Annotated in this window: 28 protein-coding genes and 1 riboswitch; of the genes, 14 read left to right on the top strand and 14 right to left on the bottom strand. The window is 61.8% G+C overall.

The annotated features are described in order from the left end of the window. Window positions 1-6: 6 nt before the first annotated feature. From AABA48_RS01540 to AABA48_RS01510, 7 genes are all read right to left on the bottom strand, one after another. Window positions 7-2,052 (bottom strand): hypothetical protein, encoded by a 2,046-nt coding sequence (locus tag AABA48_RS01540; protein WP_338270846.1) that lies wholly within the window; start codon window positions 2,050-2,052, stop codon window positions 7-9. A 211-nt stretch (window positions 2,053-2,263) separates the two neighbouring features. Then, window positions 2,264-2,962, bottom strand: a complete 699-nt coding sequence (locus tag AABA48_RS01535; protein ID WP_045668573.1) for a roadblock/LC7 domain-containing protein — start codon at window positions 2,960-2,962, stop codon at window positions 2,264-2,266. Window positions 2,963-3,006: 44 nt separating this feature from the next. Further along, a complete protein-coding gene (locus tag AABA48_RS01530) occupies window positions 3,007-3,741 on the bottom strand; it encodes a DUF4388 domain-containing protein (RefSeq protein ID WP_045667528.1) in 735 nt (244 codons plus the stop codon). Between the two features lie 247 nt (window positions 3,742-3,988). After that, complete coding sequence (locus AABA48_RS01525; RefSeq protein ID WP_338270845.1) at window positions 3,989-4,678, bottom strand: cytochrome C; 690 nt, start codon at window positions 4,676-4,678, stop codon at window positions 3,989-3,991. A gap of 31 nt (window positions 4,679-4,709) precedes the next feature. Continuing rightward, complete coding sequence (locus AABA48_RS01520) at window positions 4,710-5,177, bottom strand: cytochrome C (protein ID WP_324312743.1); 468 nt, start codon at window positions 5,175-5,177, stop codon at window positions 4,710-4,712. A gap of 44 nt (window positions 5,178-5,221) precedes the next feature. Continuing rightward, on the bottom strand, window positions 5,222-6,484 hold the full coding sequence (locus tag AABA48_RS01515) for a hypothetical protein (RefSeq protein ID WP_338270844.1): 1,263 nt from the start codon (window positions 6,482-6,484) through the stop codon (window positions 5,222-5,224). Between the two features lie 79 nt (window positions 6,485-6,563). Next, window positions 6,564-7,340 carry a cytochrome C gene (locus AABA48_RS01510; protein ID WP_286351790.1) on the bottom strand — a complete coding sequence of 259 codons (777 nt, stop codon included), beginning with the start codon at window positions 7,338-7,340 and terminating at the stop codon, window positions 6,564-6,566. 22 nt (window positions 7,341-7,362) lie between these two features. Between AABA48_RS01510 and AABA48_RS01505 the strand changes: the two genes are divergently transcribed. Both AABA48_RS01505 and AABA48_RS01500 read left to right on the top strand, forming a co-directional pair. Beyond that, window positions 7,363-7,515 carry a hypothetical protein gene (locus AABA48_RS01505; protein WP_286351789.1) on the top strand — a complete coding sequence of 51 codons (153 nt, stop codon included), beginning with the start codon at window positions 7,363-7,365 and terminating at the stop codon, window positions 7,513-7,515. Window positions 7,516-7,748: 233 nt separating this feature from the next. Beyond that, window positions 7,749-8,081, top strand: a complete 333-nt coding sequence (locus AABA48_RS01500) for a hypothetical protein (RefSeq protein ID WP_286351788.1) — start codon at window positions 7,749-7,751, stop codon at window positions 8,079-8,081. Window positions 8,082-8,156: 75 nt separating this feature from the next. Here the strand turns inward: AABA48_RS01500 and AABA48_RS01495 are convergent, their stop codons facing one another. Together AABA48_RS01495 and AABA48_RS01490 are read right to left on the bottom strand one after the other, a co-directional pair. Beyond that, window positions 8,157-9,026, bottom strand: a complete 870-nt coding sequence (locus AABA48_RS01495) for an SDR family oxidoreductase (protein ID WP_286351787.1) — start codon at window positions 9,024-9,026, stop codon at window positions 8,157-8,159. A 113-nt stretch (window positions 9,027-9,139) separates the two neighbouring features. Beyond that, complete coding sequence (locus AABA48_RS01490; RefSeq protein ID WP_286351786.1) at window positions 9,140-9,607, bottom strand: YqhA family protein; 468 nt, start codon at window positions 9,605-9,607, stop codon at window positions 9,140-9,142. 162 nt (window positions 9,608-9,769) lie between these two features. Here AABA48_RS01490 and AABA48_RS01485 point away from each other — a divergent pair, with 162 nt between their 5' ends. The 9 genes from AABA48_RS01485 to AABA48_RS01445 all read left to right on the top strand — a co-directional run bounded on the left by AABA48_RS01485 (window position 9,770) and on the right by AABA48_RS01445 (window position 18,877). Next, complete coding sequence (locus AABA48_RS01485; protein ID WP_041914022.1) at window positions 9,770-9,937, top strand: hypothetical protein; 168 nt, start codon at window positions 9,770-9,772, stop codon at window positions 9,935-9,937. A gap of 99 nt (window positions 9,938-10,036) precedes the next feature. Further along, window positions 10,037-10,846, top strand: coding sequence for a transporter substrate-binding domain-containing protein (locus AABA48_RS01480; RefSeq protein ID WP_286351785.1), 810 nt, complete (start codon window positions 10,037-10,039; stop codon window positions 10,844-10,846). 6 nt (window positions 10,847-10,852) lie between these two features. Then, a complete protein-coding gene (locus AABA48_RS01475; RefSeq protein WP_286351784.1) occupies window positions 10,853-11,641 on the top strand; it encodes an amino acid ABC transporter permease in 789 nt (262 codons plus the stop codon). Further along, a complete protein-coding gene (locus tag AABA48_RS01470) occupies window positions 11,631-12,362 on the top strand; it encodes an amino acid ABC transporter ATP-binding protein (protein WP_286351783.1) in 732 nt (243 codons plus the stop codon). The genes AABA48_RS01475 and AABA48_RS01470 overlap by 11 nt, the downstream gene beginning before the upstream one ends. 210 nt (window positions 12,363-12,572) lie before the next feature. Continuing rightward, window positions 12,573-13,751 (top strand): methyl-accepting chemotaxis protein, encoded by a 1,179-nt coding sequence (locus AABA48_RS01465; RefSeq protein WP_286351782.1) that lies wholly within the window; start codon window positions 12,573-12,575, stop codon window positions 13,749-13,751. A gap of 188 nt (window positions 13,752-13,939) precedes the next feature. Then, window positions 13,940-15,355, top strand: a complete 1,416-nt coding sequence (locus AABA48_RS01460; protein WP_286351781.1) for an MATE family efflux transporter — start codon at window positions 13,940-13,942, stop codon at window positions 15,353-15,355. A 114-nt stretch (window positions 15,356-15,469) separates the two neighbouring features. Next, on the top strand, window positions 15,470-16,528 hold the full coding sequence (gene pdhA / locus AABA48_RS01455) for a pyruvate dehydrogenase (acetyl-transferring) E1 component subunit alpha (RefSeq protein WP_045667536.1): 1,059 nt from the start codon (window positions 15,470-15,472) through the stop codon (window positions 16,526-16,528). 15 nt (window positions 16,529-16,543) lie between these two features. Further along, window positions 16,544-17,506 carry an alpha-ketoacid dehydrogenase subunit beta gene (locus AABA48_RS01450; protein ID WP_286351780.1) on the top strand — a complete coding sequence of 321 codons (963 nt, stop codon included), beginning with the start codon at window positions 16,544-16,546 and terminating at the stop codon, window positions 17,504-17,506. 192 nt (window positions 17,507-17,698) lie between these two features. Further along, entirely contained in the window at window positions 17,699-18,877 is a 1,179-nt protein-coding gene (locus AABA48_RS01445; protein ID WP_286351779.1) for a dihydrolipoamide acetyltransferase family protein, read from the top strand. 72 nt (window positions 18,878-18,949) lie between these two features. Here the strand turns inward: AABA48_RS01445 and AABA48_RS01440 are convergent, their stop codons facing one another. The 3 genes from AABA48_RS01440 to AABA48_RS01430 form a co-directional block, all read right to left on the bottom strand. After that, window positions 18,950-19,522, bottom strand: a complete 573-nt coding sequence (locus AABA48_RS01440) for a cohesin domain-containing protein (protein WP_286351778.1) — start codon at window positions 19,520-19,522, stop codon at window positions 18,950-18,952. A gap of 56 nt (window positions 19,523-19,578) precedes the next feature. Beyond that, complete coding sequence (locus AABA48_RS01435) at window positions 19,579-22,119, bottom strand: multicopper oxidase domain-containing protein (RefSeq protein ID WP_338270839.1); 2,541 nt, start codon at window positions 22,117-22,119, stop codon at window positions 19,579-19,581. A gap of 156 nt (window positions 22,120-22,275) precedes the next feature. Next, window positions 22,276-22,354, bottom strand: a riboswitch (cyclic di-GMP riboswitch). Window positions 22,355-22,688: 334 nt separating this feature from the next. Further along, window positions 22,689-23,372: an FKBP-type peptidyl-prolyl cis-trans isomerase N-terminal domain-containing protein gene (locus tag AABA48_RS01430; protein WP_286351776.1), complete on the bottom strand. Its 684-nt coding sequence runs from the start codon at window positions 23,370-23,372 to the stop codon at window positions 22,689-22,691. A 288-nt stretch (window positions 23,373-23,660) separates the two neighbouring features. Here AABA48_RS01430 and AABA48_RS01425 point away from each other — a divergent pair, with 288 nt between their 5' ends. Genes AABA48_RS01425 through AABA48_RS01415 form a run of 3 tightly spaced genes read left to right on the top strand, consistent with a single transcriptional unit; the run spans window position 23,661 to window position 24,944 of the window. Continuing rightward, complete coding sequence (locus tag AABA48_RS01425; RefSeq protein WP_286351775.1) at window positions 23,661-23,882, top strand: hypothetical protein; 222 nt, start codon at window positions 23,661-23,663, stop codon at window positions 23,880-23,882. Window positions 23,883-23,919: 37 nt separating this feature from the next. Continuing rightward, on the top strand, window positions 23,920-24,375 hold the full coding sequence (locus AABA48_RS01420) for an iron-sulfur cluster-binding oxidoreductase (RefSeq protein ID WP_214302658.1): 456 nt from the start codon (window positions 23,920-23,922) through the stop codon (window positions 24,373-24,375). Between the two features lie 2 nt (window positions 24,376-24,377). Further along, the gene (locus AABA48_RS01415) at window positions 24,378-24,944 is read left to right on the top strand and encodes a hemerythrin domain-containing protein (protein ID WP_338270837.1); all 567 of its coding nucleotides are present in this window, start codon (window positions 24,378-24,380) and stop codon (window positions 24,942-24,944) included. 95 nt (window positions 24,945-25,039) lie between these two features. On the opposite strand, the gene AABA48_RS01410 is transcribed toward AABA48_RS01415, so the two are convergent. Continuing rightward, entirely contained in the window at window positions 25,040-26,515 is a 1,476-nt protein-coding gene (locus AABA48_RS01410) for a hypothetical protein (RefSeq protein WP_338270835.1), read from the bottom strand. Between the two features lie 170 nt (window positions 26,516-26,685). Beyond that, window positions 26,686-26,850 carry a hypothetical protein gene (locus tag AABA48_RS01405; protein ID WP_286351773.1) on the bottom strand — a complete coding sequence of 55 codons (165 nt, stop codon included), beginning with the start codon at window positions 26,848-26,850 and terminating at the stop codon, window positions 26,686-26,688. Between the last annotated feature and the right edge of the window lie 53 nt (window positions 26,851-26,903).

Here is a 26,903-nt window from a genome sequence, read left to right as displayed (position 1 = left end):
GGCCCGCTACCCCCTGCGGCAGAGGACCGGCACCGCGGCAAGTGCCTTGCCCCGCTTGGCGGGATCATCGGGGAGCCGCACCCTGTCCATCATGAACCCAACGGTTTCCACGAAGGCGAAGGCATCACGCACCACCCCGGCACTGTCGGCCTCCCCGGAGGGAGGATGCTCGGGGACATAGACCAGGGTCTTGCGGTCGGCGGTCAGGCTCCAGGCCACGTAGACCCGGACGGCTTCCCGCCGTTTCAGGACGCAGATGTACGCGCCGCAGGTCTGGGGCACATGTCCCGGCGGCGACACATTCACGTAGTTGAGGGGCTGGTGGAGTTCCACCACATCGGTGGGATCGTAGTATTCAACGCAGGACAGGGACGGATCGAGGCGGAAGGCCCCGCCGCCGGACGAGCCGGAATCCGACCCATCCCTGAATGAAAAGTCGTCTGATATGTTGTCTTCACCGGCAAGCAGCTCGTCGACCGTGGCAGCCACGCCGGCACTCCAACCGGATTCGGAAAGCACGGCGGACGCCCGGTCCGCCCCGGCGTCGGAGGGGACGGACGGAGGCGAAACCGGCAGCTGCGGCAACTCCGCCGGTCGGGGCGCAGTCTCGCGACGGACGGGACGAACCGGTTCCCGCGCCGCGCCAAGACGTTCCACCTCTGCCTGCAGCGCGGCGATTCTCCCGGCGGCCGTCTGCTCGGCCAGCGCCTTGGCGGCTGCAAGCCGTTCCAGTTCGGCACGGAGCGCTGCCGTTTCCGCCCCTGCTGCCGCCAGCGCCTCTTCGGCGCCCCCCTCGCCCGTGCGGAGTACCAGGCGGCGAACCGCGTCCCGCTCGGCCGCAACCACCGCATCTTCGGCGACCAGCGCAGCCAGCCGCGCCACAGCATCTTTCCGTTCCGCTTCCCGCTCACGGGCCTGCTGCCGGAGCGATTCCTCCAGCGATTCGATATCTCGGGCGGCAACGGCGCCGGCGGCTTCGCGTTCCTCTTCCCCGCGCCGGACCGCCTGTTCCAGCTCCCGGACCCGCTCGGACCCGAGCCGCTCAGCCTCTTCCTTCTCCCGTGCCATGCGGGCGATGTCGCGCGCCAGGGTCTCCTGCCGCTCTTCGGAAGCCTTTCTGACCTCTTCCCATTCGGCCGACAAACGCGCCAACCGGTCGCGAAGCTCGGATTCGGCGCTCTCGGCCGAGGACTCGGCCCGTTCCCGTTCCGCCGTCAACCGGCTGAGCTCCGCGGTGAGTTCCGCCACCTCGGTCGACTCGCCGGAACCGAGTCGCGCCAGCTCCGCGCCGAGTTGATCGATGTCCGCCTTCAGGCGAGCCACCTCGGCATCATGGGCGGCGGTCCGTTTGGCCAGCTCCCGTTCGTCTTCCGCCTTTCGGCGCTCCAGTTGCGCGATCTCGGCTTCGAGTGACTTTTCCTTCCCGGCAAGGGCCCGCCGGATTTCCTCACGTTCGCGGCCAAGTTCGGCAATGCGGGCGTTGAGTTCCTCCAGCCGGGCGTTCCCCTCGCGCTCCAAGGCTGTGTTTTCAGCCTCCATTCGGCGCGCCTCGGCCTCTAGAGTCTTCGTATCGACGGCAGGTGTTTTTTTCGGCATGGGCTCTGCGGGTTGAGGCGAGGGGGGAGAAGGAGCCCGCGGGGGCTCCGGAGCGGGCTTGGCTTCTTTCTCCTGGCGCTTGGCGGCGGGACGCTTTGCCGCCGGATCCACGACCCCGGTCATGGGAGGCGCCGCGGGGCGGCGAATCACCCGGACTTCCCGGATGACCACCTCGCGCATGGCTTTACTGTAGCGGAGGTTGACCTCCTGCATGGCAAAGCCGAGGGATTCGGCAAAGGCAATGGCTTCAGCCACGAGGACATCGTGTGACTCCCCGTCGGCCGGCTCGCGGTCGGAGCGATACAAGGCGACACAGCGGCGGTCCGTCTGCTCGAGGGCCACGTGGACCCGGGCACGCTCACCCTCACGGATGGCGCAGACAAAGGCCTGGCATGGAGAAGGAGGTCTATCGCCGCATGCGACGGTGACCGGCTCCACCGAGCGGTGAATCTCCATGACGTCTGACTCGTCGGCTTCTATGACGGTTCGTGCAGGATCGGGAACAAACATGAGCTACACTCTACCCCATTTTGGGCGGAAGGCAAACCGGATCCCCCGTGCGGGAAACAATGACACATTGACGGTCAAACGACGCCGGGCCGCGCACTGATCAACAGTGGAGCGGCCCGGGGCGACTGGGAGGATCATGGCCGGGACGGCTTACCGGTCAGGGGATTTCGACCGTCAGGAGGTCGCCGGGCCCGACCTTGAGCTTCTTTTCGATGGCCCTGCAGAGGATGATTTTGCCGTCATAGGCCGCATCGTTCTCATTCACCACCATGAAGGGGAAGATCGCCGAGATGCCGCTGACGGTGCTGGTGAGCTTAAGCTTCTTGACCGCGCCCGTTTTATAGAAGTTGCTGATCTGCTGGGCTGTGGTCTGAGTGAGAGCTCCCATGCCCAACTGCTCGAAGGAGCTCCCCACCGTGGAGTCGGCAATGTGGCAGGCCGGCAGGGTCAGAACGCCGTCGACGGCCTTGGCCGCGGATGCCTGCACGGGCGCCGGTCCTGCGAAGACCTGACCGGCTGCGGCAATGAGTGCGTCAAGCTTTCCCTTGGCCACATTCAGGGAGATGTTGAGCACCTGGAGGTTGATGGCCTTGGTACAGAGCAGGAGCAGAAATGCCTCGCTCAGGGGCTTGACGACGATACGCCCGTCATTGTACCGGAAGTCGAGCAGATCGAAGGAGCCGGCTGCGGCCCGGACGCCGCTGTTACGGTCCGCAACTGCTGCGGATGCCTGCCTGACAATGGACTCATCGAACAGCGGGGGAAAGGCGTGAACCATGAGTTCCCCGCCGCCGCTGCAGACAAAGCTGCCGACAACCCCCGGAACCGCATTCAGCTGAGTAAGAATCTCTCGCATATCCTCTCCCATCCGTCAGACTCCGCCGATCTGTCGGCAGTGCGCTACTTGCGGCCGGCAAACGTTGAGCGGATCTCGTTTTCCACATGGGCCAGGGAGCTGTCGCCGCGAACCGCGATGGAGACGTAGTGATTTTTTGCTTCGAACAGAAGAATCTGCTTGCCGCGGGCATGGACCGCAGCCGACTTTACCTCGTCCAGACCAAACAGCTCTCCCAGACGCGAGCCGATGCCCGCAAGGCCCATCCCTTTGGCGGAGAGTACTTCGGCCTCGAAACTGTCATCCTCCAGGGGGGTTCCGTCCTTTTTCATCAAGACCGCATAGGAAACACCCGCTATTTTAACAATGCGTTCCGCGACAGCGCTCATACGGTTTTGCACGGCAGCCGGAGCCGCCGCCTCCTCTCGACGTGTCCCTTCATCGGCGCGCACTGCGGCCTGCTCCTCGTCAATCAGGCGGTGGGCCTCCAAAAGCAGGAAGCTGATGCTCTGCTGGATGGTGCGGCTCGTGGTGGTCACCTTCGGCTGGATGTTGAACCGCCCTCCCGGCCAGCGGATGATCTCGTAGAGAGCCATCTCCCCCATCAATTTTCCCTGCTCGGCATGAATGATGTCACCGTCACGGAAGAAGATCATCCCCTGCCGTTCCCGATATTCCACGGCAATACAGCCGGAAAACCGGTTCTGCCCCTTGAGCTGGATGACATCCGTCAGGGGGAGACCAGCGACGGACCCTTCAAAACCACTCGGATTTTCCCGTTGCAGAGCTTCAGCCATCATCTCTCCCCCCTTTCCGGCCCATCGAACCTGAACTGTTAAAGCATTTTTCATGCCCGTCTTTTCACGTTACAACACTCAAGGCCGCAAAACACACGGTTCGGGCTTTCGCCGGACATGAAAGGATGTTTATACTTAGTGGATCGTGTCAATTCCAGGTCACACACAACGTCATATGACTGCGTGTGATAGCTCAGAGCACCGGCAGGATATCACGTGAACAGGGGGACCCGTACCGTGGCAGGCGGCGTCAACGGACGATTGTCGGATGGCAGAGGATGCAGTCGCGTACCGCCCGGATCGGGATGTTAAGTTCCGGATCGATGGTGTACACGTGGCACGAAGTACAGTCCACGAGTTCCGGAATGCCGTCACCGGTGATGTCGCGAAAAGTAAATACCAGCTTGTGGTGGATTTCGGGCAGGGGGCGGTCCGGAAACTCCGTCTGCGGAGCATGGCACCGCAGGCACGCATCGATGTTCTCCATCTCGACGGGAGGGACGGCGTCGTGTTTCAGGTGGCGGAGGCTGCCGTTACGCACCCGCTGGACGAATGCAGGGTCGATCGGCATGCCATTGCGCGTGGAACGCATCGTGGAATACCAGGAAAAGAAAGGTTTGACCGGGTCGCTGCCGTGGCAGGAATAGCAGCGCTCAGGGTACGGTACCGGGTCGACGACGTGACAACTCAGGCATGCCGGCGCGCCCGCCCCTTCTGCAGCGCCGAGCAGGTTGGCTCCGTGGCAGACCTTGCACTGATTGAGGGCCTCGGCCCCACTGCTTGAAAAGCTCTCGGTGGTCGGAAAGCGGTGATAGGTCACCCAGATGGGGGTATGGGCCGCCGTGGCAACGGGAGAGGACGCGTTGCCGGCATTGGACCCGCCGCCGCAACCGGCAAGGGTGAGCGTAACGAGCCCCGCAAGTGTGATGAGCCTCTTCATGGCCAGCGTGCTCCGATCCGTGAAATCACCGTTAACCATGGCACGGCCGACAGGTGGCGGCTGCCCGGGGATTACCGTGGCAACGGAAGCAGGAGGATGGGTCGAGGCGTCCGTCTATCCGGTGACGGGAAAGATAGTCTCCCCGGTGCTGCATCCTGCGGTAGGTCTCCGTCGGGTTCTTCTCCGACGGCTTGAGTTCCGTCCTGCTCGCATGGCAATCGTTGCAGAAGCTCTGTTCGTGGCAAATGGCGCAGATGTTCTGATTCTGGTACGCAACCATCCGGTGCGAATCGGTGAACAACGGGGTGTGATTGTAGCGCTCAAAGTCCACCGGCTCCTTCCGGTAGCCGTGGCACTTGGTGCAGAACTCCCGCCGCTCGCCCAGCTCGAAAATCGGCGGATGCTTGACGGGCAGCCGGTAGCGCGTCTGTTGGGCACAGGAAACAATAAGGGCGAGAAGCATGCACCCCGCCGCCATGCAAACGGTTCTACGATTCATGCGCCTGATTCCATTTCTTTTCCGCCGGCCGATCCATCACGCTCTTACCTGCGAAATGCATAGGTCACGGCAAGGGTGCCGCGGTAATCTTTGTGGAAATAGGGGTCATTGCTGTAGTCCACCGAAAGTTTGAGGGAAAGCGCCGGGTCCGGCATCTTCCTCCCCACGCCGGCGGAAACGAAGAGTGCACTGTTCTCTCCGTAGATGGCCCGGTCGTAGCGGACATAGGTTACATCACCGGTAGCGAACCAGGGGGTGAAATCGCCGTAAAGATAACCGCGTCCCAGATAGTAGCGGTTCTCCGCCAGATCACCCTGAACGCGGCCGAATTCCAGACCGGCTTCCGAAAAAATCCCCCTCCGCACCGTCGCCAGGGCGGTGGCCATGTGGGCGTTGCCGAACCGGCTGTCATAGGTGAGATACTTGTACCTCCCGCCGAACTCCACGCTCTCGGTCGGATACCAGAATCCTTCGGCGCCCACGATCTCAACCCGGTCGCCGAGTACCGTCTGGAAGCGGAACGGCCGTGAGGCCCCGGAGCGGTCGTTGAGATAGTCGGAATACCGGTACCGCTGGTAAAAGGGCCGAAACTCCATGGAGGCAAACGGTATCCGGGCCTCGTAGGAATGTTCTCCCCACCCGCCCGTCAGGAGATTGAGCGTCGAATGAGCGAACATCGAGACCCCGGCCGGCAGGCTCAGGGAGAGGTCGGCACCCAGAAGCTCCTCGCTCCGGGAGCCGTCATTGGCCACGTACTTGTAAGAGATCCCCGCGTCATACCGACCACGCTGTCCCTGAACGATCCGGGCTCCGTAGACCAGGTCGCCGCTGCGGCCCGCCGCGCTGCCCACACCGACCGGCATGCCGGCGAATGCCGAGAGGGCCACCGTCGGCACGAGCTCCGTTCTGGCATAGAGGCCGTCGAAACTCTCCCGCATCACCCCTTCGAAAAGGTACTGGCGGCCGAGCCGCACCTGATGATCACGGTCTGGATCGATATATTCAAGATAGGCATAGAGGAGATCGCCCTCGGCATCACCGTCCTCGTGCGAATCCCGCAGGTCGAGCCGCCCCCAGCCGTAGGCGTGGAGCGACAGCCCCGGCGTGGTTACGCTGCCGTAATCGAGCCGCATGAATTCGTAGACCGGCAGAAGGGAGCGCCCCCTGCCGTTACGGTCATCCCGTTCGTAAACCCTGACAATGGTATCGGAACTGATCCCCAGATCAACGGCACGGCAGACCGCGGGTGCGGCCACAACGGCTGCGAACAGTATCAGTTGTGCGGTCATCCACCAGGAACGCGTCAATGCATCCCCCTCCTCGTGGGCATGTCGGCCCCCCTCGCTCCGACCATCCTGGCGGAGGAGGGGGGATCACAACGGACTGTCAGCGCTGGCGAACCGGCGGATTATGGGCGTCCTGATGGCAGGTCAGGCACTTGGGGAAACGGTCGTGGAGCTGCTTGGTGTGCGGCAGGCCGTGGCAATCGCCGCACTGGGGAATGTAGCCGTGCCTGGAGTGGCAGGCGGCGCAGTTGACCTTGCCGTGGCGACTCGGCGTTCCCGTCCAGACGGCGTACACCTTGCCGTGGCAGGCGCCGCAGGTCCGCGCTCCCACCTCCTTGGAATAGTTGATCTGCTTCGGCTTGTGGACCGGGTGGCATTCGCTGGCGCAGGTCTTGAACTCCTGCCCTTCGTAGTGGGGCTTGTGGCACATATTGCAGGACGGAATCACCCCATGCCCCGTATGGCAGGCGGCGCAGGCAAGGCTGGCGTGCTTGCTCGGGAACTGCTTCAGTTCGGCGGGCGGTCCCGCATGACAGACTGCACAGGAGTCCTGGAGCTTCTTCGTCATGGGCATCCGGACAATGGAGTGCGGATTCGTATGGCACTCGGAGCACTGGGTAAAGACCTGCACGTGGGGCACCGACGGCGTGGAGTGGCAATCGGCGCACTTGGGCATTATCTGGTCCCAGTTGTTCTTCCGCGGATTGAAGCTGTGAAAGGACTTGTGACAGCCCTGGCAGGTGAAGGTATGCCGGCCGCCGTCCTTCTTGATGTCCTGAAACGCGGAGGGATGGCACTGGCCGCACTGGGTCACCGTAAGGGGGGTCGGGTCGGCCGCGAAAAGTTCCGGTTGCTTCTCGATTGTGACCGTTGCCACGGGCCCGCTCGCGGGGGTGCCCATGCCCGCGGGCACTTTCACGGCCCCGCTCTTATCGCTTCCCGCTCCGGCCGGCGTCCATCCGAACAGGGCAACCATTGCCACCAAGGCCGCCACCGTCGCCAATCCGCTCAAACCACTCCTGTCACATTTCATGGAATCGTTCCTTTCTTAGTACGGCTTCCGGCACCACCAGGAACTGCCAAAAGAAATTAGCGTATACCAATAACCCTGATCATACCGCCCTGTCAAGCAATGAAATGGCCGCCGTTACCTTTTTGAAACAGCTCACTATTATTCAACTTTTTGCATGATCTGATAAAATCTTAAAGAATTTCCCGGCCAGGCCGAATAATACTCTTAACAAGCCGGTACCCTCACTCACCGAAACAGACCAGGAAGTGACGCATGTCCGCAGACAAAAACATGTACGATACGGTGCTCGCCTATTTCGAGCAGGAGTTCGCCGCCGTCAGGGAACGGTTGAAGGAAGGCCGCTATGCCGGACTGAAGGAGCGGGTTATTGTCAGCCTGAAAATCAGTGATGCCCTGACCCTGCTTGCCCCCTATACGCGGGGTGACCAGCGGGCGCGCAAACTGGTAAAGGCGGGCGAGGCGCTTCGCACGGAACTGCTCTCAGTGCGGGACGTCATCGAAAAAAAGAGAGCACCCCGCAAAAAACGGCAGGACATGCTCATCTGCCAGGTGCTCAGGAAGCGCAAGCCGCTGCTGCTGGTCTGAGCGCTACCGTCTCTTCACGCATCCCCGACGCCGGCCCCCAGGTCCGGCGTTTTCTTTTTCCCGCCGGCTGCCGGACTACGCAACAGAGCTGCGCACCCCCTCCTGCATGATCGGATAGAGCAGTGTCACGCGCAGTTTTTCGCGCATCAGGCGATTGTCCATTTTCCGCGATTCGGTCACGTACGAAAACATCAGCGGCGTCATGACCCGACGGGCCTCCTCAAGGGTCACCCGGCGCGGCCGCGACAGGCCCAGAGCGTCGGCGCATGCGTCGAAATAGGCGGTCATGGTGGTGGGGTGACCATCGCTCACGTTGAAGATGTCCCCGTCTTCGCCGTGTTCGGCAGCGGCAAGGCAGATGCGGGCCAAATCTTCCGAATGGATGCGGTTGGTAAAGGGAGCCAGGCTTTCCTCAAGCACCGGCTGGCCGCTGGTGAGCTGCTGGAGGGGAAGCCGGCCCGGCCCGTAGATCCCGGTAACGCGGAGGATGACCACCGGGACGCACCGCTCGGCCCCCCACTGCCGGAAAACCGTTTCCGCATCGTAGCGGCGGCGCGCCCGCGAGGTCTGGGGATTCGGCGGGGTTTCTTCGGTCACGACCTCGCCGCCGCAATCGCCGTACACGCCGCTGGTGCTCAGGTAAACAATCTTCCGCGGCTCCTCACCGGGAGCAATGGCGTCGCAGAAGGCGCGCGCGCGGGGATCGGTGACCCCCCCGCCCGGGGGGGGAGCAAAGTAGAACACCACGGCGCCGCGGGTGGGCATCCCTGCCAGGGAATCCCGCTCATCGAGGTTCGCCTCCAGGGCGGTTACCCCCATTTCGCGGAGGGATTCCGCCTTCTCCGGGGACCGGATCAGGGCCGCGACCCCGGCACCGTCTGCCAGGGCGATCCTTGCCACCTTTTTCCCGATATCGCCACACCCGACGATGAAAAAACGTTCCATACTCCCCTCCCGTATCGGCACTGTCCCCCGTTCGCCGGCTGAACGGCCTTTCCGCAGCGGACCTTACCTATTACCATCCGGGAGTAAACACTGTCAACACGCAGTGTTTTATTCTATTTTTTCTTCAGACTGAGAAAATACGTGAGGGCCGCGATAACCAGGGAGGCTGCCACACCGTAGCCGAGGAGATCCCGCTGGCCGTCCCAGGTCATCACCTGGCCGAGGAAGAGCACTCCGATGACCACCACCACGACCCCCACCAGCTTGTATTTGAGGTCGTCCAGGTTGTGGATCGTAAGCCATTGGGGGACCGGGACCGTGTCGTCAATGAAGAGTTCGTAGAGAGCAAGTGAAATAATATAGAGAACCGTGCCCAGGAGAAAAGTGTCGACCACCTCGATGAACGACAGCACCAGGGATTTCATCCCCTTGCTGCTCACGTAGCCGGAGGCCAGGGTCTCGATGATCGTGCGGAAGGCGAGGATTCCGCCGTAGGTGATGAGGGTGACGGCAGCGGCAAAGGAGCCGATCACGGCGATGAGGATGATATATCGGGTCGACTCGATCAGTCGGTTTTTCATGGATCGACGAGGCCTCCTCGGAACGGTACGTGGCGCCATAATAACGAAAGCCCTCCCTCCCGTCCAGCACCATCCGTACGCCGGACACGGGCCGCGCCTTGACAGGGGGCAGTCCCGCGCTAGACTTCCTCTGTCAGAACAATGCGGAAGGAGGAACGTCAAATGGCATGCGACATCACAGCCCACAAAATGCATATGTGTGCCCTCAAGGCCGAAGGATGCAGCGATGAGGTGGCAAGCCTCTCCGCCTCGCCCACCGTTAAATGCGGTAATTGCGGCGCCTTGGCCAACTCGCCGGACAACGTATGCAACCCGGTGCCGTTGAAGTAACCGGCAGCACAGGCCCTGCGGCATGGAAAACGGCCCGTGACCGATGCGCGGGCCGTTTTTTTCACTACGTTCGCCATTTCACACTTACTGGAGGACCCCATGGTTATCGCTTCCACACTCCGCTTCCGGGCGGCAGGATGGCTTGTCGGACTTTTCTTTCTCCTGCTCCTGAACGTGTCCCTTGCCCGCGCCGCGGGTGACTCGCTCGTCGTCGGCATGGAACTGGCCTATCCGCCGTTCGAGATGACCGACACGACCGGCAAGCCCACCGGCGTGAGCGTCGACCTTGCCACGGAACTCGGCAAGGCCCTGGGCAAAAAGATCGTGATCCAGAACATGGCCTTCGACGGTCTGATTCCTGCCCTGAAAACCGGCAAGATCGACCTCATCATCTCATCCATGACCGCCAATGCGGAGCGGGCCAAGTCCATCGACTTTTCCGATCCGTACCTGAACACGGGGCTCTGTCTCCTGGTCAAGAAGGAATCGCCGGTAAAGGGCATCGGCGACCTGGACCAGCCGGGCCGCAGCGTCGCGGTCAAAAAGGGGACCACGGGCCACGCCTGGGCCAGCAAGAACCTGAAAAAAGCCAGGATGCTCGTTCTCGACAAAGAAGCCGCGGCCGTCCTCGAAGTGGTTCAGGGGAAAGCCGACGCATTTATCTATGATCAGATGTCCACTTACCAGAACTGGCAGAAGAACCTGGCCACCACCCGCGCCATCCTGGAGCCGTTCCAGAAGGAATCGTGGGCGGTGGGCATCCGCAAGGGCAACAATGACCTGAGGACGAAAGTGAACGCCTTCCTGGCTGATTTCCGCAAGAAAGGCGGCTTCGAGACGCTTGGCAACAAGTACCTCAAGGAGCAGAAGGAAGCATTCAAGAAACTGGGCTATCCCTTCTATCTCTAGAACACCATGAATCTCCTCTTCGCACCCCATGACTGCCGGGAGGGAGGCGCCGTCCCCCTCCCGGCCCGCATCGTCGGCATCCTCATCGCCTTTCTCCTGGTGACGCTCATCTTTGCCTACGCCTTCCATTCCCTCCAGTACCACTGGGGGTGGGAATCGGTCTACGCCTACCGGCAGAAATTCGTCAACGGCTGGCTCATGACCCTCGCCATCTCGGCGGCGGCGCTGTTTCTCTCGCTCGCGATCGGTCTCTGCACGGCCCTGACCCAGCGGAGCCGGTTGCTGCCGCTACGCTACCTTGGCCGGATCTACGTGGAGACGATGCGGGGCACGCCGCTGCTGGTGCAAATCCTGGTGTTCTTCTATGTGGTGGCCGACGCCTTCGGCGTGGGCGACCGCTACCTGGTGGGAGTGATCACCCTGTCGCTCTTTGCCGGCGCCTACATCTCCGAGATGATCCGGGCCGGCATCGAAAGCGTGGGCGACTCCCAGATGGAATCGGCCCGGGCCATCGGCCTCACCCGCGCGCAGATCTACCGGTACGTGGTCTTTCCCCAGGCGTTCCGCCAGACCCTCCCCCCCCTGGCGGGACAATTCGCCTCCATCGTCAAGGACTCGTCGCTCCTTTCAATCATCGCCGTGAGCGAATTCACCCTCAACGCCCAGGAGGTCAACGCCTTCACCTACAGCACCCTGGAAAGCTACCTGCCCCTGGCCATCGGCTACCTGGCCATCACCCTGCCCATCTCGCTCCTCTCGCGCCGGCTCGAGAAGAAGTTCCGTTATGCAACTTAGACTGACGGGGATAACCAAGCGGTTCGGGAGCCAGACCGCCCTGGCCGGCCTGTCGCTGGACATGGCCGAGTTCAAGGCCCTGGCGGTGATCGGCCCCTCCGGCGGGGGCAAAACGACGCTGCTGCGGGTCATCGGTGGGCTCACCGCCCCGGACGGGGGAGAGCTGGAGATCGACGGCGAGCGGATCGGGTTCGACGAGGAGAGCCTCCTGGCCCACCGGCGGAGGATCGGCACGGTGTTCCAGGCCTACAACCTTTTCCCCCACCTCTCGGCCCTGGAGAACATCACCCTCCCCCTGACAAGGGTGCACGGCATCCCGCCGGCCGAGGCAAGAGACCAGGCCCTGGCGCTCCTGGAACGCTTCCAGCTCGCCCCCCATGCGGCCAAGAGGCCGGCCGAGCTCTCGGGCGGACAGCAGCAGCGAGTTGCCATTGCCCGGGCCATGGCCATCCGGCCCCGTTTTCTCCTGCTGGACGAGCCCACCTCCGCCCTGGACCCGGAAATGACCGCCGAGGTACTGGACATCATCATGGAGTTGCGCAGCGAAGGCCGCGACATCATCATGGCCACCCATCACATGGGCTTTGCCCGGAGCGTGGCGGACCGCTGCCTCTTTGTCTGCGACGGGGTGGCCGCCGAGGAGGGACCCGCGACAGAGCTGTTCGGAAATCCCCGGAGCGACAAACTGCGGAACTTTCTGGCCAAAGTCCTCAAGTACTGATCGCGGCGCACGACGTCTTTCTCTCCGCCCGGACAACCCGGTGCTCCGGCGGCATCTCAAGCGGATATCCTCCCCGGTTTTTCCGGAGTGCCCCCATTCCTGCCATTCATGCGTGTTCCGCATATCAACTATTTCTCTACAGAAACAGCGTAACCTGACGATAAGAATAGTGGAAAATTCAGAGCAGGCAGTTCTTGTCGGGAGGCGGCCATGTCGTTGTTACTGAACCTCTATCTTCACCTTAAGATCCGAACGCGGATCATTCTGCTGTGCGTCTGTTACAGCTTCTGCATCATAATCGCGGTCATTGCGGGGCGTCTGTTCTCGACGTCGCAGGCCATCGTGTCCACGGCCGTTTTCGTGATCCTCGGCATTCTGTTCAGCTGGTTGCTCTTCTGGACGGTCAACGATGCGCTCACGCGGATCATGGGCTATCTGGCCGGGATAACCAGGGGAGATCTAACGGAAACGATCGCTGCCAAGCGCAATAACGAGATCAGCGACATCATCCGCTCAATCGGCGAACTCCAGTCAACCATGCGCGAGATCATCTCCCGGATATCGCAGACATCGGAGGAGGTTGCGCTGGCATCGCGGCAGCTTCAGGCCAACGCCGACCAGATCGCCTCGGGAACGGAGAATGTGGCATCCCAGGCCAACACGGTTGCCGTTGCCAGCGAAGAGATGGCCGCCACCTCCAGCGACATAGCCGACAACTGCCTGAGCGCGGCGGACAACTCGACCCGTGCCAGCACTACCGCCCGTTCGGGCTCCGAGGTGGTTCGCCGGACAACGGATTGCATGGAGCGCATCGCCGACAAGGTCAAAGGCGCGGCCAGGACCGTCGAGGGGTTGGGTTCCCGCTCTGACCAGATCGGCCAGATCATCGAAACCATCCAGGACATTGCCGATCAGACGAACCTGCTGGCCCTGAATGCCGCAATCGAGGCCGCCCGGGCGGGAGAACAGGGCCGCGGCTTCGCTGTCGTGGCCGACGAAGTGCGTGCCCTGGCGGAGCGCACCACCCGCGCAACCCGCGAAATCAGCCAAATGATCAAGTCCGTTCAGACCGAGACGAAAGAGGCCATTTCAGCGATCGACGAAGGAGTGAACGAAGTGGAGAAGGGAACCGAGTACTCGGGCGAGTCAGCCAGGTCCCTGGATCAGATCCTCCAGCAGATCAGCGACGTCACCCAGCAGATCAACCAGATAGCGACCGCAGCCGAACAACAGACCAGCACCACCGCAGAGATATCCAACAACATCCAGCAGATAACTGCCGTGGTTGACCAGACCGCCCAGGGGGCGACGGAAACTGCCGGGGCGGCAGCCACCCTTTCCAGGCAGTCGGAGGAGCTCCAGCGCCTGGTCGGCCAATTCAAGCTCTGAGTTCCGCGCCACGGCTTTATGGCCGGCTGGCGCGCAAAACGGGGCAGGGCATGAACAGGGGCCCGGATCGATGTGATCCGGGCCCCTGTCTGTTCAGCTGAACCGGATTCCGCCTTCACAAGACCAAAAAAGCCGGGGCCGGCACCGCCATGTCCCCAAACGGATCGAGAGATGGTACTATTAGCAGGATGAAATCCTCTGTCGACCTGATCCGCGATCCCATCCCGCAGCTCCTGGTCCGGCTCGCCGTGCCCGTGGGGACCGGCTTTTTCTTCAACACCATGTTCAACGTGGTGGACACCTTCTACGGCGGCCTTATCTCCACCAAGGCGCTGGCGGCCCTGTCCCTCTCCTTTCCCCTCTTTTTCATCGTTCTGGCCCTGGGTGCGGGAACCTCCATGGGCGCCACGGCCCTGATCGGCCATGCGCTGGGGAGCGGCAACCGCGAGGATGCCGAACTCTACGCGGCCCAGGCAGTTTCCTTCGGGGTTCTCCATGCCCTGCTCCTCACGGCCGCCGGACTTGCCGCAGCACCGGCGGTTTTCCGGCTCATGGGGGCGTCCGGCGACTACCTGGACCTGGCGCTCGCCTACATGAACGTACTCTTTGCCGGCAGCACCTTCTTCATGGGCAACTATGTGCTCAACTCCATGCTCAACGCCTCGGGCGACACCAAGAGCTTCCGTAACTTCCTGGTGACGGGCTTTTTCTTGAACCTGGCCCTGGATCCCTGGTTCATGTACGGCGGCTTCGGCATCCCGGCCATGGGCATCGGCGGCATTGCCCTGGCCACCGTGATGATCCAGGCCGCGGGCAACCTCTACCTCCTGGGCCGGGTCCGGCGGACCGGGCTCCTGTCAGGACGGTCGTGGCGGCTGCTGGCACCACGGCGGGAGCCGTTCCGGCGGCTCTTCGGCCAGGGATTCCCGGCAAGCCTCAACATGCTGACCGTGTCCCTGGGCATCTTCGTCATCACCTGGTTCGCGGGACGGTTCGGGAAAGAGGCGGTAGCCGCGTACGGCATCGGCACCCGGATCGAGCAGATCGTGCTCCTGCCGGCCATGGGGCTGAACGTGGCGGTCCTGTCCCTGGTGGCACAGAACTTCGGCGCGGGAAAGCTGGCGCGGGTGCGGGAAGCACTGTCCCGGGCTCTGCGGGCCGGGCTCCTGATGATGGCCGCCGGGACGGTACTGGTGATGGCCACGGCGGCCCCCCTGGTGGGCCTGTTCACCGATGACCCTGCGGTCGTTGCCCGGGGGGCGGGCTTCCTTCGGGTAGAGGCGCTGGTGCTCGGGGCTTACGTGATCCTGTACGTGAACAACTCGGCCCTCCAGGCGCTCCAGCGCCCCGCCTTCGCCCTCTGGATCGGGCTGTTCCGCCAGATCCTGGCCCCGGTGCCGGTCTTCTGGCTTCTTGCCCTGCGGCTCGGCTGGGGACTGCCCGGCATCTGGTGGGGGGTAGCGCTCGTCACCTGGAGCGCGGCGGCCGTTTCCATGTTCTACACCCGCCGGGTCATGCGCGAACTGGAGGCTGAGGCCGATCTCCTCCTGGCCGCCAACGGCGGGGCACCGGCCGCTCCGGGGCCTCCGACCGGCGGGAAATGATGCGAAACCGGAACTCTCTGGTATCCTTGCTCGTAAACCGGCGATGACGGCCGGGCCGTGACACCATCAAAGCCCGTGCCTGCACAACATCATCAACCTGAACGAGGGTGTCCCATGCCCGAAACAACGATTCAGACATTCGGCGTCCGGCGGCTTGAGATCATCGCTGCGGACGGCACGGCGGACGAGGCGCTTCTTCCCGACCTTTCGGGAGACCAGCTGCGGCGGCTCCACTACCTGATGCTCCTGACCCGCACCTTTGACCGCCGCGCCCTGGCGCTCCAGCGGGAAGGCAGAATCGGCACCTACCCCTCGGTGCTTGGCCAGGAGGCGGCCCAGGTGGGAAGCGCCTTCGCCCTTCAGCAAAACGACTGGGTCTTTCCCTCCTTCCGGGAGATGGGCGCCCACCTCACCCTCGGCTACCCGGTCCACCAGCTCTTCCAGTACTGGGGCGGCGACGAGCGGGGGCTGCGGACCCCGGACGGCATGAACCTCTTTCCCATCTGCGTTTCCGTGGGGACCCACATCCCCCATGCCGCAGGGGCGGCGCTGGCGGCCAGGGCCAGGGGCGACCGGTCGGCCGTGGCGGCCTACTTCGGCGACGGCGCCACCTCCAAGGGGGACTTCCATGAAGGATTCAACCTGGCCGGCGCCCTGAAGCTGCCGGTGGTCTTCATCTGCCAGAACAACCAGTGGGCCATTTCAGTGCCCCTGGCGGCCCAGACCGCCTCCCAAACCCTGGCCCAGAAAGCGTTGGCCTACGGTTTCGAAGGCATCCAGGTGGACGGCAACGACGTGCTGGCCGTATTCCGCGCCACGGGCGAGGCCCTGGCCAGGGCCCGCGACGGGGGCGGCCCCACCTTCATCGAATGCCTCACCTACCGAATGGCCGACCACACCACAGCCGACGATGCGAGCCGCTATCGTCCCCCGGCTGACGTGGAGGCGTGGCGCGACCGGGACCCCCTGCTCCGCTTCGAGCGGTTCCTGGCAAAACGCGGCCTCTGGAACGGGGATTACGGTGCCGAGGTGCAGGCAAAGGCCGAGGGAGAGATCGACGAAGCGGTACGGCGCTACGAATCGGTGCCGCCACCGGAGCCAGGGGAGATGTTCGCGTGCGCAGTGGAGACGCAGAGCCGGCGACAGATACGACAACAGGAAAACATCCGCTAGAGGAGAGGCTGCTCCATGCCCCAACTGAATATGGTCCAGGCAATAAACCTCGCCCTGCGGGAGGAGATGGCCCGGGACAACCGGCTGGTGGTCCTCGGCGAGGACGTGGGCAGAGACGGCGGGGTGTTCCGGGTGACGGAGGGGCTGTTCGAGCAGTTCGGCGGGGACCGGGTCATGGACACTCCCCTGTCGGAATCGGCCATAGCCGGGGCGGCCATCGGCATGGCCGTCTGCGGCATGCGCCCCGTGGCGGAGATCCAGTTCATGGGGTTCATCTACGCCGCCTTCGACCAGCTCGTGGCCCACGCCGCACGCATCCGCACCCGGTCCCGGGGCCGCTTCACCTGCCCGCTGGTTATCCGCACCCCCTATGGCGGCGGCATCAAGGCGCCGGAACTCCACGAGGAGAGTACCGAGGCCCTGTTCTGCCACGTGCCGGGGCTCAAGGTGGTGGTCCCCTCGGGGCCCTACAGCGCCAAGGGGCTCCTGCTGGCCGCCATCCGCGATCCGGATCCGGTGCTCTTCCTTGAGCCGACCCGCCTCTACCGGTTGGTGAAGGAGGAGGTACCCGAGGGGGACTACACCCTGCCCCTGGGCACGGCCCGGATCGTCCGGCAGGGAGGCGCGGTGACCGTGGTCGCCTGGGGCAGCATGCTCCAGCGGACCATCCAGGCCGTTGAAGGATACGATGCCGAGGTGATCGACCCCATGACCCTGGCTCCCTTTGACTGGGAGACGCTGCTGGCATCGGTGCGGAAAACCGGCCGGCTCGTCATCGTCCACGAGGCGCCGCTGACCTGCGGCCTGGGGGCCGAAATCGCCGCCACTGTGGCGGAGGAGGCGATCCTCCACCTGCGGGGCCCGGTGGTGCGGGTGGCGGCCCCGGACGTTGCGGTGCCCCTGGCCCGGCTCATGGACCGGTATCTGCCGTCGGTGGAGCGGATCCAGGCGGCCGTCAAGGAAGTGCTGACCTACTGATCTGCGGAGAAAATATCCCGCATAAATCACCGAGGGCCCAGACAAAGGGAAGGCGCCAGGAGCAGCGCTTGCGTTCCCATGAAATTCAGCCGGTGACGCTTGGAGGTTTTCGGAGCAGGAGCCCCGCCCCCGCCAACACCACCGACGCCTTACGCCTCATAGTGCAGTAACGAGTTCTTCCGGGAGGAACCGATGCCGTATGACTTCAAGCTCCCCGATCTGGGCGAAGGGATAACCGAGGCGGAACTGCGCCGCTGGCTCGTGAAGGAAGGGGATACCGTAGCCGAACACCAGCCGGTGGTGGAAGTGGAGACCGACAAGGCAGTGGTGGAGGTCCCCTCGCCGCGGGCCGGGAGGGTTATGACGCGTGCCCGGCTGGAAGGGGAAACCGTCATGGTCGGAGAGACGCTCCTGACCATCACTGCAGAGGAAGAGACTCCCCCCGTGCGGAAACCCTCCGTGGGGATCGTGGGCGAACTCCCCGAGGCGGAGGAAGCAGTCGGGACACAGCAGCCGGCCATCCTCGCCACCCCCCTGGTCAGGAAACTGGCCCGGGAACGGGGCATCGACCTGGCAACCGTGCGGGGAAGCGGCCCGCGGGGGAGCATCACCCCCGAAGACGTTGCGGGCGCGGGCGCCCCGGCCCGGCCGGACGCCGGCGAGTTCGGGCCGGCGGAGCGGATTCCCCTGCGGGGAGTGCGGCGGGCCATTGCCCGCAACGTCATGGCCTCCCAGCGGAACACCGCCTTTGTCACCGGGATGGAAGAGGCGGACATCACCGATCTGTGGCACCTGCGGGAACGGGAGCAGCAGGCGGTGGAACAGCGGGGCACCCACCTCACCTTTCTCCCCTTCTTCATCAAGGCGGTCCAGCACGCCCTGCGGGAGCATCCCTGCCTGAATGCCGCCATTGACGACGTGGCCGGAGAAATCATCCTCAAAAAGCACTATCACTTCGGCATTGCCGTGGAGACCCCCGACGGCCTCATGGTGCCGGTAATCCGCAACGTGGACGCCAAGAGCATCATCGAACTGGCTTCGGAGCTCCAGGAATTGGGCCGCAAGGCCCGGGAACGGACCATTACCCTGGACGAAATGCGGGGCAGCACCTTCACCCTCACCAACTTCGGCCACTTCGGGGGAGTGTTCGCCACCCCCGTCATCAACTGGCCCGACGTGGCCATCCTCGGTTTCGGCCGCATTGCCGACCGTCCCTGGGTACACGCCGGCCAGATCGCCATCCGCACGATCCTTCCCCTGTCCCTCACCTTCGACCACCGGGTCACCGACGGGGCCGACGCGGCCCAGTTCCTGAGCAAGGTCGTCCGCTATCTGGAAGATCCGGCCCTCCTGTTTATTGAAAGCATCTAACGTACCTTGAGGACAAAAAAGAAGGGCCTCTCCATCGAGGCCCTTCTGAGGGAGTCCCGGAGGGGTGGACGATCAACTGCCCACAGCTCTTCTCCGGACAAAGTACCCGACAGCCAATCCGGCTCCAAGGAGAAGCAGGGTTCCCGGTTCGGGAACCGGTTCAACGGTGACGTAACTACCGGCAGGGGTGAAGTTCCCTTCAAACATGCTGGACGACAGCAGATAGCTGCTCGTCCCCAGGAGATCTACGGCGCTGGCCCCTACACCGGTGCCGCTGAATACAAGAGTTGCCAGAAGGAAGGTGCCGTTTGCGATGGGATTCGCACTAATGTCGATACCCGCAAGATTGAACGTCCCCGCCACAGGATCAAAGGAATAGAAGTTCAAATAGCCGGCGAGACTTGACCCGAATGTCACCCCAGAGGTCGGATCAAGCGCAAGTAACGCCGGATCAAAAGAGAAATTGAGGCCATAGCCGTCCAGCATTTCACCCGCGCCCAAGGTAAGGTTTACATCGATGGCGGAAGAACCTCCCTGATATATCGTCTGGGCAAGGGGGTTAAACGATATCAATGGTACAGCCGACGCCTGCCCTGCAAATGTCAGCATGGCGATGATGCACGCCAGTGTAAGTAACTGTTTCATGCTATCCTCCTTTTTTCGCCAGCCCCTCGGTTCCGGGAGGAGCCAGGTAACAGGCATCAGACCGGCCTCCCCCCCGTCACAACTATTCTCAACAGGCGATGGACGTCCAACAGGTTGAATTTCCCGTCTCCATTAAGGTCATAAGGAAGATTGGTGCCCGCGGGTGAACTAAGGCGCTTCAGAAGGAACAGCACATCCAGCAGATTAACCGCACCGTCTTCATTGAAATCGGGCAATGCCGGATTGGCCTTGACCATGTATGGCCGCATCATCTCGTTATCCTCGTGCTCGAGAATATGACAGTGCCAGACGTAGAGACCGATCCGGTCGAACGTAGCCTTGACCCTGGTGATCTGACCCGGGTATGCAATTGCCGTATCCTTGAGCCCCTGTTCATTAGGCTGCGGGGGAAACGGCGTTCCGATAGGGGCGAATGTCATCATGTCAAACGGCTGGCGGTCGACCACTTCAAACCGAACAAGATGGGGATGGATGGGGTGGGCATCCATGGTGAAGTTGAAGATTTCCCACGTCTCGGTGTCCCCGACCACAGGGGCTTCAGTAATTGCATCCATCCACATCATTGGCATGCTCATGGACATACCGGTCATGGGATCGGTCATAAATACACCTAACTTAGCCGCCCTGGGCGCCATGGGGACTCCACCTGCGCCGGTACATCTCGCGAGGAACGTGGGGTCGCCCGGAGGTGGATCGTTAAAAATCGTAACGATGCTGCCGTCCGGTAGAGCTTGCACGCAAAGCTGAGCGGACTCTTCCTCGTTGAGGGTGACTTGCCGGACTCTGGCTGGAGCTGGAAGCGGCATGGCGACACGCTCCGAGGGAAGAACCAGATTAAGGGGAGATGTCGCCAAGGCATCGTCCGGCTGCAGTAGCGACTGCTTCACCACGAACTGCATCACCTGACCGGTGGTGCCGGGATCGGCCTTGGCGTCGGGGAAGCCGCCGAAGGGGGCATCCGGGGCCGTGTTGATCATCCGCACTATCGTGCCTTCGGCGAAGCCTGTAAAATCCACGATTACATCGGCTCGCTCCGCCGGCCCCATGAGCAGGGCCTGCTGCGGGTCAGGAGGAGCAACTGCCACTGCCATCGTGCCATCACCGGGCAGAGGCGTGTAGAGGCCCGTCTGAACCATGACAACCTGCGGGAGAAATCCCTGATCAGAACCGATCTGGTAGAAGGGAACCTCCTGCCCGAGAATGTCGTCGGCGGTACCCATTATAGCGTCCGGACCGGGGCCGGTGACCACGAACAGAGCCAAGTTGAGGGTGCGGGAGTTGCATCCGTTCAGAAGTCTCAGGCGGTACTTGGCAGGAGCACTGTCGAGTTGCGGCCAGGTGCTACCGTTGACCACCATGGTGTTGAAAAACGCCTCAGGGTTCCAGATGGGAGAGATATCGGAAAGAGGGATGAACGGAATGTCCAGAACCCCCGCACCCGGGATCTCAACCCGCTGCCCCAGTGCATTGAGGCCTTCGAAGAAGGCCCGGTTGGAGGGATAGAACAGCTTGGTCGCCTTCGTGACCGGGTCGTAGTCGAAGGAGCGGTCTTGGATCACAACCGGTATTTCGCGGATGGTTGCCCGGAACAGCGGGTCAAAGTTGGGATCGCCCAACCCGACCCTCGGAGCCGGCCCCGGCAATTTCCCGTCAGAGGCGGCTGGAGTTGTGCCATCATCTACGAACTGGTCCCCGTAGGTGCCGCCCCGGACGAGCCAGAAACCGGCAGGACCGGCATAAACGTTTGCTCGGGTTATCCCGAGTGAGTGGTCGTGATACCAGAGCGTGCCGGCGGGCTGATCGTTTTCGTAGGCGTAGAACGCTGAACCACGGACGTTATTCCTCGTGTCGAACTGATCGAAATGACTTCCTCGCTTGGCAAAGCCGGGAGGTATATTCTTTGCCGCAGGGAGCCACCACGCTTCGGGGTAACCATCGCTCTTGGCATTGACGTGTGAGCCATGCACATGGACCACGATGGGGACCGGTCCGGTATAAGGGTTGGGATTCATGGTCCGGCAGTCGGTCCGATTGGTACCGTCGCTGCAGCCAGTGGCTGAGGGATTGGCCCAATGGATGGTTTGGTCGACGGCGAAAAGGTGCGGCAGATAGTTGCCGCTGGAGTCAACCAGATCGTTGATCCAGCGCACTCGGTTCATGGTCCCCGAGGTGTTCTCCACCGTGAACGCAGGGTAGTTGAAAGAGATTTTGGACGCTAACGGCACCGGCGCGACAAAGTTGGGTGGAATCACATCTTCGGCGCGACCATAACTCCAGACGGTAGTTGCTCCGAAGGCATCGGTGCGGCCATTCAGCGTGTTCCATACCCCTCCGGGAAGTATCTGCTGCCGGAACTGCCGCACTGCCACGTTGTAATCGGCGGCGGGCATACCGGGCTGTACGCTGCTTTTCGGCATCTCCGGAGGGATTACAAGCGGAATTACGTACTTAGGGATCGTCATCGGGTCGAGCGTCCCCCCCGCCAGCGGTTGGGCAGACACAGTCCTTCCGCCTCCCAGTGAGAGAATACATAGGCTCGTACCGACAATCGCTGCGGTCCTGAAAAACGTTCTCATGATGTGCTTCCTCCTTTCCCCTGTTGCTTCAGAATTGACATCGGAAGGCCTCCTTGTACCTCCGCTCGGTCAGCCGCAGATATCGCGCTGTTCTCAACTCTGAGCACCGTTGTCATGCGGCAAAAAAATAGCCGGGCACACTGAAGAACATTATCCTTCGGCAGCCCGGCCATCTTCACGGGGAAGACCCGTCGCTTTCCGCCCCCGCCTCACAACGGGTTAGGCTTTTCGGGACAATATGAAAATCTTTTGTTTATTCAAACCTCTAACGTTACCGTGCGTAATATCAAAGACAGCTAGCAATTGCACATACGCATCACACAGCACCGCACTAATTCTTGCACAACAACAATAAAATAAAATTACAATTTAACACCTACATTATCACCACAAATAACGCACATAAATATTAGCCAATACACAAATTAATTCACTGATTAAAAGCATTATTTAAGGTAAATGTAAAATACAAAACTGTCTGCATAGAGACACATTATTGCAGCACACTATTATTTTGTATTTGATACAATTTATGCGATCTACCAATTAAAGGTACTATGCCTGGTTTTTTACTTATCCGATTGCACAGAGATCATCTCTACCTCGTAGATGACAGTGCGGTCAGCTAAAGGACCACGCTCGCCAAAAGCCAGATCAAACGGAATGAACATTTGCCACCGGGCCCCTTCCTTCATCATAGGCAGAAGCTCCTTCCAACCGGGGATGACGTTTGTCAACGGAAACGTCCGGGGTTTGTCATCACGGTACGTACTATCGAACTCATTGCCATCTACCAGCGTACCCCGGTAGTGGACCGTTACGGTGTCACCCGGCGTCGGCATCCTTCCGGCACCTTCTTTCAGAACCTTGTACTGAACTCCGCTTGCCAACGTGTGCACCCCTGGTTTTTTTGCGTTTGAGGCAAGGAACTCCCGGCCTTCACGTTGGTACTTCCCCGTATTGCGCCGTCTCTGGGCCTCCTGGTCTGCCGTGATCTTCCTCTTGAGCGCAAGAAGGGTCGAGCGCATCTCATCCCCTGACACTGCAGGAGTGACACCGTCAACAGCGTCACGAATTCCGCGCACCAAGGCATCAATATCAAGTTCTACCTGCTGGTTTCTGAAATCAGTCCCTATTTGATGACCAACACTGTAGTTAATCTTGCTTTTTTCACTGGTTATTTCGGGACGTTCTCCTCCCAGCGCGCTACCACACACCAACGTGAAAAAAACGATCAACAGATAATGTTTCATGACCAGACACGCTCCATCGGCAACAAAATACCCATCTCTACCTGTAAAGAAAACACCTTGCCAGTAACCCGAGGTACACGTACAAGACACAATAACACACGTCTTTGCATTAGCAATTTCTTACGCCAAAACACATGCTTGCGAACGATTACCAACTTCCTGCCAGCCCCCTGACCTCTGGGCACTCGACACGTCAAGTGATTCCTCATTTTCTTGACCCACATCATAAAAATTTTTTTCTCAGACGCGTAAGGTGGAATCATCAGAACGCGACGGAGGAACAAATCAATGAATCTGAAAAACGATCTCGGCAATCAGGCCATCCAGGACGTGCTCACCTCTTATCCCGAAATCGGCGAAATCCTGCAGCGCTACGACATCGGCTGCGTCACCTGCAAAGTGGGAATCTGCCTGCTCAAGGACGTGGTCTCCATCCACGGGCTTTCGAAAGAGGACGAGACGGGGATCGAAGCGGAAATAAACAACTACCTGACCGGCAAAGCGGCTTAAACCAAACCTACTCAATACACGAAAAGGAGAACACACCATGTCACATCTCGGTTGCGGCTGCCCCGGCAGCATGGCTCGCGTCATCGAAAGGGAAGAAACCACCACTAACGACACCGCCCGGACCCCGTCGGCACTTCGCCAATGGCCGGTCCAGCTCCACCTGGTCCCCCCCTCGGCCCCCTATTTCAGGAATGCGGACATCCTGATCTCGGCCGATTGCGTCGCCTTTGCCCTCGGCTCCTTCCATCAGGACCTGCTCAAGGGGAAGGCACTGGCCATCGCGTGCCCCAAACTGGACGAGACCGGCACCTACGTGGACAAACTGGCCACCATCTTCCGCGACAATGACGTTAAAAGCGTCACCGTGGCCATCATGGAGGTCCCCTGCTGCCGCGGTCTCGACATCATGGTACAGCAGGCCCTGGCCAAGGCGGGAAACCCGGTGCCGCTGGAAACCATCATCATCGGCATCGACGGCGAAAGGAGGAACTGACCATGAAGCGCAACATCACCCAGACCCTGGTTGACGAGCACAAACTGATCCTCCGGATGCTTGACGTACTCGAGCGCAACGCCTCCCTGACGGCGGAAGGGCTCTACACCAACTACCGCTTCTATCTCGATGCGGTGGACTTCATCCGCCACTATGCCGACCGCTTCCACCACGCCAAGGAGGAAGACGTCCTCTTCGAGGCCCTGGTGAACAACGGCATGCCCCGCGAGAACAGCCCGGTGGCGGCCATGCTCATGGAGCACGACCGGGGCCGGGCCTACGTGAAGGCCATGGAGGAGGCGGCCACCGCCGCCCTGGCGGGCAGCACCGGTCGTGACGGGGACATTGCGGAAAACGCCCTCGGCTACCTGATCATGCTCCGCGAGCACATCGCCAAGGAAGACGACATTCTTTATCCCCTGGCCGAGCGGGTGCTCCCCGAGGAGGTGCGCGGCGGTATCCTGGCCGGTTACGAATCGGCCGAAGCGCGCACTCCCGCCGATTTCACCGAACGCTACACGAAAGCAGTGGAGCACTACGAGGCGGAGGAACTGACCCGGGCCGCCTGACCGGAACGCACCGTACCAGTCAGAAGACGAAAAAAGGGAACCCTCAGTGGCTCCCTTTTTTCGTCTTCGTCATCCACGCCGCAACCGCTGCGCGCTCACTCCACCTGCACCGTGAAACTCCTGCTTCCCCCCTCATCGTTCAGGGACCATTCGCTGATCACGTTTTCCTGTTTGGTATCCCAGTCGTAACGGTAGAGCTTGACCTTGATCTCGCGCAGGGACGTGTCGGGAAGGGTCTGGTAGTCGACGGTGACGGTGTTCTCGCCCCGCTTGAGCCCGGCCGAGCCGGTGTAGTTGTAGTTCATGTTCCGCTCGCCCTTAATCACGTAGCGCTCCTCGCCGTTGATCTTTACTGTGCCGGTGTAGTCCAGGGCATAGACGTAGAGCATGCAGTCGGCAAGCTCCTGATCGGCGAGCGCCGCGCTCACGCTCTCGGGCGACGACGGCCGGTCCCCGGACGGTCCGTCCCCGAAGGAGATGGTCCCGGCCTCGCCTCCCGGGTTCGCCGGCACCGGCACCATGAGGCCGGCCCCCGCTTTCCCCTGCTTCAGCATCTGGAGCAGGGGCGATTTGGCCACCAGGTACCCTCCCACACCCAGCACAACCACATAGCCCATGATGCCGATACCAACCCAGACGGCCTTATCGCGACTGCCGCAGGGATAGGGCACGTCACCCTTCACCCGCCGCAGGTCCCGGTAAATGAAGGCCTGGACCAGCAGGACGAAGGGGGCAAGGATTATCGACAGCACCGGTCCCGCCACGGGCACCAGCCCCAGCAGGCCCGAAAGGCCCCAGATGATGAGAAGCCGAACAAACACGTCGAACCAGTGCCCGCGTACGTATTCGCGGCTTTTGAGCACCGCGTCCATGCCGCCGGTACCTTCGGCGTACAGGATGAAGGGAGCGAAGAAGAACCAGACCGAGAAGATGATTCCCGGAATCACCGCCAGCAGGAACCCGCCGCCGATGATGACCGTCAGGAGCGTCGTCACCCAGATGTAGGGCCAGAGGACCCTTTTCCCCTCGGCCAGGGCACGCCGCAGGTCGGCCTCATCATCCACCGTGGCGCAGACGAGGGCGCCGAATCCCCACGAGTAGGCCACCAGCGCCATGGTCACGGCGCCGATTCCCCCCACAGCCAGCAGGGCCGTGCGCGAGGCAGGAAGGGCCGATGCCAGCAGGTGGCAGGCCCCGAAGAAGATGCCGGCAGGAATCAACGCCATAAGCGGTGCCAGGATGAAGAGCCCCAGAAGCGTCCCCCACCGCTGCTTGAAGGTGCCCCACGCCAGGCGGAAGAGCTCTTCAACCCCGGCCATCTCGTTGTCGGCCGGTTCCGGTTTGGGCGGAGCGGGTTTGCGGACGGGGATGCCCGGCGACGCGGGAGGAACTGCCGCAGGCCGCGGCGGCGGCACCGGAGGAACGGGCGGCGCGGCTGCGGACGATGCCTCCCAGGCGAAGCGGGTCTTGCAGCGGGGGCAGTTGACGTGGGTCGCTCCGGCCGGGATGGCCGAGCGGGGCACCGACTTGCTGAACCCGCACGATGGACAGGATACGGTTACCATTTCCATGAAAGATACCCCCTGGGCACGCACTGCCCTTAAGCGGACTAGTCCTTGGAATCGTATCGGCATCGTTGCGGTTTGCTTGAGAAATTTGCCCGATTGGGGCAGAAAAACCAAAAGGCCCGTGTTACCGGGCCTTCCGATCCTTGTCCATCTGTATTTCGCTGATTACTGCCTCAATCCCCCTCTATGGTGAGCGACACCGGGTCGCAGACATTGGACGGATTATGGGCCTTGGCACCGCACCGTGCGCAGGATACGGTGGCATTGGCCGTCAGGCAGTGAAGGGTCTGGCTGTCTTCCACATTGCAGACCATGTGACGCATCCGATCGCCTTTCATGACCGTTGCCTCCTTTCCGGGAAACAAACCTTCTCTTTCCTGTTTTTATTATA

The sequence above is a fragment of the Geobacter sp. 60473 genome (genome assembly GCF_036323535.1).
GTDB classification, from domain to species: domain Bacteria; phylum Desulfobacterota; class Desulfuromonadia; order Geobacterales; family Geobacteraceae; genus Geobacter; species Geobacter sulfurreducens.
This window is presented reverse-complemented; position numbering and strand designations above follow the sequence as displayed.